General features: G+C 64.8%; 7 protein-coding genes. 2 read left to right on the top strand and 5 right to left on the bottom strand.

Going from position 1 to position 6666, the window contains the following annotated elements:
* Positions 1-426: 426 nt before the first annotated feature.
* Positions 427-813 (top strand): VOC family protein, encoded by a 387-nt coding sequence (locus IE083_RS15015; RefSeq protein ID WP_189354845.1) that lies wholly within the window; start codon positions 427-429, stop codon positions 811-813.
* Positions 814-1084: 271 nt separating this feature from the next.
* Here the strand turns inward: IE083_RS15015 and IE083_RS15010 are convergent, their stop codons facing one another.
* The 3 genes from IE083_RS15010 to IE083_RS15000 form a co-directional block, all read right to left on the bottom strand.
* Entirely contained in the window at positions 1085-1390 is a 306-nt protein-coding gene (locus IE083_RS15010) for a hypothetical protein (protein WP_189354844.1), read from the bottom strand.
* A 217-nt stretch (positions 1391-1607) separates the two neighbouring features.
* Entirely contained in the window at positions 1608-3044 is a 1437-nt protein-coding gene (locus IE083_RS15005) for a sensor histidine kinase (RefSeq protein ID WP_189354843.1), read from the bottom strand.
* Positions 3034-3708, bottom strand: coding sequence for a response regulator (locus tag IE083_RS15000; RefSeq protein WP_189354842.1), 675 nt, complete (start codon positions 3706-3708; stop codon positions 3034-3036). The genes IE083_RS15005 and IE083_RS15000 overlap by 11 nt, the downstream gene beginning before the upstream one ends.
* A gap of 186 nt (positions 3709-3894) precedes the next feature.
* On the opposite strand from IE083_RS15000, the gene IE083_RS14995 reads away from it, so the two are divergent.
* On the top strand, positions 3895-4875 hold the full coding sequence (locus tag IE083_RS14995) for a tripartite tricarboxylate transporter substrate binding protein (RefSeq protein ID WP_189354841.1): 981 nt from the start codon (positions 3895-3897) through the stop codon (positions 4873-4875).
* 177 nt (positions 4876-5052) lie between these two features.
* On the opposite strand, the gene IE083_RS14990 is transcribed toward IE083_RS14995, so the two are convergent.
* Entirely contained in the window at positions 5053-5595 is a 543-nt protein-coding gene (locus IE083_RS14990; RefSeq protein ID WP_189354840.1) for a hypoxanthine-guanine phosphoribosyltransferase, read from the bottom strand.
* A gap of 72 nt (positions 5596-5667) precedes the next feature.
* On the bottom strand, positions 5668-6540 hold the full coding sequence (gene galU / locus IE083_RS14985; protein ID WP_189354839.1) for a UTP--glucose-1-phosphate uridylyltransferase GalU: 873 nt from the start codon (positions 6538-6540) through the stop codon (positions 5668-5670).
* Positions 6541-6666 lie beyond the last annotated feature (126 nt).

Raw genomic sequence — 6666 nt, 5'->3', positions numbered from 1 at the left:
CCGCCCATACGCTGCGCTCAAAAGAGGGCGGCTTGTTTCCGGGCTGGTGGCAATTTGCACGGCTTGCGCCAACGGGACAGGGTGCGTCGGTGCGGTTCAGGTTTTTGTGAGGCGTGGTGTTCGGGTGGGTCGTAGGTCGGGTTAGCACGGTAGCTTGGGCTGAGCCTGCGAAGCCCAACGATTACCGCGATTGAATGAGCAAGGTTGGCCGCAAGCCGTCACGGTGTTGCGGCCAACCTTGTTTCGGGCTGGGGTACCGTTGTGTGGATGGTAGTTGCCTGTTGCTTTGCGTGCGGCCGGCGAGGGGACATGGCAGTATGACAAACTGGTTATGACGGGCGGTTGCGGGTGCGTACGCCGCTCCTGTTTGTCCCGAGCGGCGGGGCCCGCGCTGCCGTGTTTTCTTCCCGACTTCTGGAGTTCAAGATGATTGATCATACCGGCGTTGTTGTCAGTGACTTTGCCAGGAGCAAGGCATTTTATGTCGCTGCACTGCAGGCTATCGGTTACGAACTGCTCATGGCCTTGCCGGCATCGGTGACCGGCCATGCGGATGTGGCCGGTTTTGGCGAACCGCCAAAACCGGATTTCTGGATCAGCAACGGCTCTCCCAACAAGCCGCCGGTGCATGTGGCTTTCCGCGTTGAGCAGCGGGCAAGGGTCGATGCTTTTTACCATGCGGCCATCGCCGCCGGCGGGCAGGACAATGGCGCACCGGGCCTGCGTCCCCATTACCATCCGCATTACTATGGCGCGTTTGTTCTGGATCCGGACGGGCACAATATCGAGGTGGTGTGCCATCTTCCCGAATAGTCGGGTGCCGGGCTGGCCCGGGCCGTGTGCCTGCGTGGGCGAGGGTTCGCCTGTGGTCTCCGGCAGCGGCGCCCCGGGGGCGAGGTAACGTCAGCCTGTGCCGCACCAGCTGTGCGGCGCGGGCATGACCAAGGTTGGCCGCAAGCCGTAACGGGTTTGCGGCCAACCTTGTTTTGGTCTGGGGTATCCGCTGCGCGGATGTTTTTTTACCTGCCGCTTGCGCCAACGGGACGGGGTGCGTCGGTGCGGTTCTGCTTGTGGCAGTGGTGTCTTACCACCGTTTTCTCATACGCAGTTCCACCTGGCTGCGTTTGACCTTGACCGACACGCGGGTGTCGTCGTCCAGCCGCCAGCTGGGGCGCAGCTCGATCTTCTTGCTGCCGGCCAGCTCGTTTCTTTCCAGCATGAAACCGTTTGTTGGCGGGGGGATGAAGGCCTTGTCGCGGGTGTCCGCCGTTTCCAGCTGCAGGATCAGCGGGGCGGTTCTGGCACACTTGAGGATTTCCGACACACAGAGGGCGTGGGCCGGCTGGGCGAGGCCTAGCAAGAGCAGGCTGAGGAGAAAAGAGCGTTTCATGGCGTATGTCCCGCCGGGGCGACCCCGTGTCGCCGCTAGCTTCAGCATGGTTCATCCGTGGCGACTTGCAAGCCCTGTTTCGGGGCGGGAGGGGGCGGCGGGCGTTGCGGTTGCGGCATTGCCACGCGGCGGCATGACAGCGTTTTGGCTCGCCCGTTGCCGGGGCGTCAGGAGGCGAATGCCGGTGCGGCCTGCGGCCAAGGTTGGCCGCAGCCGTTCAGCGCTTGAAGGCGAGCTGCACCAGCAGGCCGCCCAGTTGCGGGCCGTCGTGCAGGCTGATGTCGATGTCGTGGAGGCGGCAGATGTCCTTGACGATGGCAAGGCCGAGGCCGCTGCCGCCGGGGGCGGCGTCGGGCAGCTGGTGGAAGCGCTCGAACACCTGTTCGCGCTGCTGGGGCTGGATGCCGGGGCCGCTGTCCTCGATCTCGAAGATGCAGCCGCGCTCGCCGCCGGGGGCGGCGTCGTACAGGCGCAGGGTGATCACGCCGCCGGCCGGGGTATGGCGCAACGCGTTGTCGAGCAGGTTGAGCAGCACCTCCTCGATCAGCATCTGCTTGCCGTGGATCGGCGCGTTCTGGTCGCGGCAGCGGTTTTCCAGGCCGAGGTCGATGTCCTTGCGCCGCGCGGCGGCGAGCTTGGCCATCACGATCTTCTCGATGCTGTCGAGCAGCGAAAACGGTGGCTGCGGCCGGTTGCGGCGCAGCTGGTGGCTGCCGGAGTCCATCTTGGCCAGCAGCAGCAGCTGGTTGGTGAGGCGGGTGGTCTTCTTCAGCATCTGCTTCAGCTCGGTGAGGCTTTCGCGCATCACTTCCGGGCTGCCGTCGCGCAGCGCGTGGTCGGCCTGGGTGGTCATCACCGCCAGCGGGGTGCGCAGCTGGTGCGAGGCGTCGGCGGCGAAGCGCTGGTAGCGCATCAGCAGCTGTGCTAGGCGGCGGCGGTACTGGTTGATGGCGGCGGCCAGCGGCAGCAGCTCGCTGTGGGTGGCGCCGACTTCGATGTCGCTGAAGTCGCTGGGTGGGCGGCGGATCACTTCTTCGCCCAGCTGGCGGATCGGCTGCAGGATGCGCGTCATCGCCAGCCACACGAAGCACAGCGCGCAGAGTACCAGCAGACCCTGGCCCCACAGCGTGTAGTTGAGCACCTGGTGCGTTATGTATTGCCGCGCCTCGGTGGTTTCGGCGACTTCGACCTTGATCATGCCCTGCAGCCCGCCCTCGAACAGCGGCTTGTAGAAGGTGGCCATGCGGATCGGCCGTTCGCGGTAAACGTCGTCGTGGAAGTGCACCAGCGCCGGGTACAGTTCGGTGCGCGGCGTGTTCTTCGGCATTTGCGGCAGGTCGCCGTAGCCGGAGATGATGTTGCCGGCGAAGTCGCTGACGCGGTAGAACATCTGGCCGCGGTTGTCGTATTCGAAGTTGTCGAGCGCGATGTAGGGCACTTCCACTTGCAGCTTGCCGTTGCGCACCATTACCTGTTCCGCGATCACCCGTGCCGAGGCCAGCAGGGTGCGGTCGTAGGCGAGGTTGGCCGCGGCGCTGCTGATCTGGTAGGCGACCACGATGTTGATGATCCACAGCAGCAAGAGCGGCAGCAGCAGCCAGCGCACGAACTTGCCGAGCAGGCTGCGGCGGTTGAACAGCTGCTCAAGGCGCATCGCGCTGTTCCAGCAGGTAGCCCAGGCCGCGCAGGGTGGTGATGCTGACGTTGCTGCCGTCCAGCTTCTTGCGCAGGCGGTGGATGTAGACCTCGATCGCCTCCTGGTTGGCGTTGTCGTCAAGGGTGAACACCTGGTTGAACAGCCGCTCGCGGTTCAGCGGCTGGCCCTTGCGCCGGATCAGCACTTCCAGCACCGTGTGTTCGCGCCGCGTCAGCGTCAGCAGCTTGCCGGCCAGCTCGAAGAACTGCTCTTGCTTGCTGTAGCGCAGGTCGCCGCACTGCAGCCAGGCGTTTTCGTGGCCCTGGTGGCGGCGCAGCAGCGCCTTCAGCCGTGCTTCCAGTTCGTCCAGCTCGAAGGGCTTGACCAGGTAGTCGTCGGCGCCCATTTCCAGGCCCTTGACCTTGTCCGACAGCTCGCCGCGCGCGGTGAGCACCAGCACCGGCAGGGTCTGGTGGCGGGCGCGCAGCCGTTGCAGGATGGTTTCGCCGGACAGGCGCGGCAGGTTCATGTCGAGGATGGCGAGGTCGTATTCTTCGGTCTTCAGCGCGTTGTCGGCGTCGATGCCGTCGCCGATCACGTCGACGACGTAGCCGCTGGCGGTCAGCGCCCGCGCCAGCCAGTGGGCGAGGTCGGGCTGGTCTTCTATCAGGATGATGCGCATGCTCTCTCTTGGTCTCTGTGCGTGCCGGGTGAAAGGTTGGTGAAAGTGCTTGTGCTTATGATCGTCTCCAATAATACGGAGCGTGATTCGCCAACCCGGGACTAGCGTTGCGCCTGGCGGCGCGGCTGTCAATAGCCAGCGCCGGGGCCGGACAAGGCGAACGGAATAATGAGGAGAAACAACATCATGGCGAGATGCGGTATGGCCGTGCTGGCCAGCGCGCTGCTGCTGGTGTCGCTGGCCGCGGCGGCGGAGCCGGACGACCCGGAATGCATCGCCCCGGCGCGGCCCGGCGGCGGCTTCGACCTGACCTGCAAGCTGGCGCGCGCGGCGCTGAACGACAGCAAGCTGCTGACGCGGCCGCTGCGCATCACCTACATGCCGGGCGGCATCGGCGCGGTGGCCTACAACACCGTGGTGGCGCAGCGCCCGGCGGACGGCAACATCATCGTCGCCTTTTCCGGCGGCTCGCTGCTGAATCTGGCGCAGGGCAAGTTCGGCAAGTACAACGTCAACGACGTGCGCTGGCTGGCCGGGGTTGGCGCCGATTACGGCATGATCGCGGTGCGCGCCGATTCGCCGTACCAGAACCTGAAGCAGCTGGTGGCGGCGGTAAAGGCGAACCCCAGCGAGATCGTGTTCGGCGCCGGCGGCACCGTCGGCAGCCAGGACTGGATCAAGACGGTGCTGATCGCGCGCCAGGCCGGGGTCAGCCACCAGCAGATGCGCTACGTCGCGTTCGAGGGCGGCGGCGAGACCACCACCGCGCTGCTCGGCGGCCACATCCAGGCCGCGTCCGGCGACCTGAGCGAGGTGATGCCGCAGCTGGACCAGCGCAAGATCCGCGTGCTGGCGGTGATGTCGGACAAGCGCCTGCCGGGCCGGCTGTCCGCCATTCCCACCGCGCGCGAGCAGGGCTTCGACATCGTGTGGCCCATCATCCGCGGCTTCTATGTCGGGCCCAAGGTGTCGGCCGCCGATTACGCGTACTGGGAAACCAGCTTCCGCAAGGTGATGGCGACGCCGCAGTTCGCGCGTCTGCGCGAGGGCTACGACCTGTTCCCGTTCAGCCTCACCGGCGCGCAGATGGACGCCTACGTCAAACGCCAGGTGCAGGAATACCGCAAGATCGCCACCCAGTTCGGGCTGGTGTACCAGACACTGTAAGCGCCCGGCGCCTGCCGGCGCTCGCCACCGGATCCACGTAGTACTCTCTTTTGCCACGCCCGGGCGGCGTGGTTTTTTTTGCGGCGGATTGTCCGCGGCAAAAACGCGCAGGGCCGGGAAGCCCGGCCCTGAATGGCGTACCCGAGCCGGCCGAATCGCCGGAACGGGTTGGGAGGATTACTTCAGCGCGTGGATGGCCGGCAGGTTGCGCCAGGCGCCGCGCACGTCCATGCCGTAGCCGAACACATAGCGGTCCGGCACGTCGATGCCGACAAAATCGGCGGCAATCGGTTTTTCCTTGCTGATCAGCTTGTTGGCGAATACGCCGCTGTAGAAGGCCTTGGCGCCCATGGCCAGCACCTTGTCGCGGATGGCGGCCATGGTGTGGCCTTCGTCCAGGATGTCGTCCAGCACCAGCACCACGCGGTCGCGCACGTCTTCCTTCGGTGCGGTCTTCCATACCAGCTCGCCGCCCTGGGTCTTGTCGCCGTAGCGGGACACGTGCACGTAGTCGAAATCGAGCGGGAAGATCAGCCGCGGCAGCAGCTGGCCGGTGAACACCACCGCACCGCCCATCACCGACAGCACCAGCGGGTAGCTTTCCCCCAGCTGGGCGGTGATGTCGGCGGCCATGCGGTCGACCGCTGCGTTTACTTCTTCGGCGCTAAACAGGATGTCCGAGCTGTTCAGGATGCCACGGGCTTCGGCAACATTAGCCATGATGATGAGTCCTTATTCAAGAAAAACGCACGCCGCCCGACATGGCAGGCGGCGTGCTGGATGGGTATGCGTTCAGTTACGCGCCAGGCCGGACAGGAAGGCGGCAAACTCGCTGCCGACTTCATGGTGCTTGAGGCCGTATTCCACCGTGGCTTTAAGATAGCCCAGCTTCGAGCCGCAATCGTAGCGCTTGCCGGCAAACGGGTAGGCCAGTACCGGCTCTTCTTTCAGCAGCGCGGCAATGGCGTCGGTGAGCTGGATCTCGCCGCCGGCGCCGGCCGGGGTGTTCAGCAGCTTGTCGAAAATGCGCGGTGTCAGGATGTAGCGGCCGACCACGGCCAGGTTGGACGGTGCCACGTCCGGATGCGGTTTTTCCACGATGCTGGTTACCTGCTGGCGGCCTTGCGCGTTGTGCCGGATCTCGACGATGCCGTAGGAACCGGTTTCCTCGCGTGCCACGGTTTCCACGCCCAGCACCGAGCTATGGGTTTCGTTGAATACGCGTACCATCTGCTCCACCGCGCCCGGCTCGCCGTCGATCAGGTCGTCGGCCAGGATTACCGCGAACGGCTCGTTGCCGACTACCGGCCGGGCGCACAGTACGGCATGGCCCAGCCCCAGCGCCTCGGTCTGGCGGATGTAGATGCAGCTGACGTTGTCCGGCACGATGCCCTGCACCAGATCGAGCAGTTTTTTCTTGTTGCGGTTTTCCAGCTCGGTTTCCAGCTCGTAGGCCTTGTCGAAATGGTCTTCGATGCTGCGCTTGTTGCGGCCGGTGATGAAGATCAGCTCGGTGATGCCGGCGGCCACCGCCTCTTCCACCGCATACTGGATCAGCGGCTTGTCCACGATGGGCAGCATTTCCTTCGGGCTGGCCTTGGTGGCCGGCAGGAAGCGGGTGCCCATGCCGGCCACCGGGAATACCGCTTTGGTAACTTTTTGCATGATGAGTCTTTTTATCCGGACAACATGTTAAGTAGCGGGCAATTGTAGGCGTTTTATCGCCGCCGCTCTAGGGGCTGTTGACGTTTTGAAGCGAGGACGTGAAGGAAGGGGTGCAAACCTGCAAAA

The organism is Vogesella fluminis (assembly GCF_014652335.1).
In the GTDB taxonomy this organism is placed as follows: Bacteria; Pseudomonadota; Gammaproteobacteria; order Burkholderiales; family Chromobacteriaceae; genus Vogesella; species Vogesella fluminis.
The sequence above is the reverse complement of the archived record's forward strand: the minus strand, read 5'-3'. Positions and strand labels throughout refer to the sequence as shown.

Coding starts and splice junctions, on each gene's coding strand:
- IE083_RS15015 (WP_189354845.1), top strand. CDS start 427: ATGATTGATCATACCGGCGTTGTTGTCAGTGACTTTGCCAGGAGCAAG.
- IE083_RS15010 (WP_189354844.1), bottom strand. CDS start 1,390: ATGAAACGCTCTTTTCTCCTCAGCCTGCTCTTGCTAGGCCTCGCCCAG.
- IE083_RS15005 (WP_189354843.1), bottom strand. CDS start 3,044: ATGCGCCTTGAGCAGCTGTTCAACCGCCGCAGCCTGCTCGGCAAGTTC.
- IE083_RS15000 (WP_189354842.1), bottom strand. CDS start 3,708: ATGCGCATCATCCTGATAGAAGACCAGCCCGACCTCGCCCACTGGCTG.
- IE083_RS14995 (WP_189354841.1), top strand. CDS start 3,895: ATGGCGAGATGCGGTATGGCCGTGCTGGCCAGCGCGCTGCTGCTGGTG.
- IE083_RS14990 (WP_189354840.1), bottom strand. CDS start 5,595: ATGGCTAATGTTGCCGAAGCCCGTGGCATCCTGAACAGCTCGGACATC.
- galU (WP_189354839.1), bottom strand. CDS start 6,540: ATGCAAAAAGTTACCAAAGCGGTATTCCCGGTGGCCGGCATGGGCACC.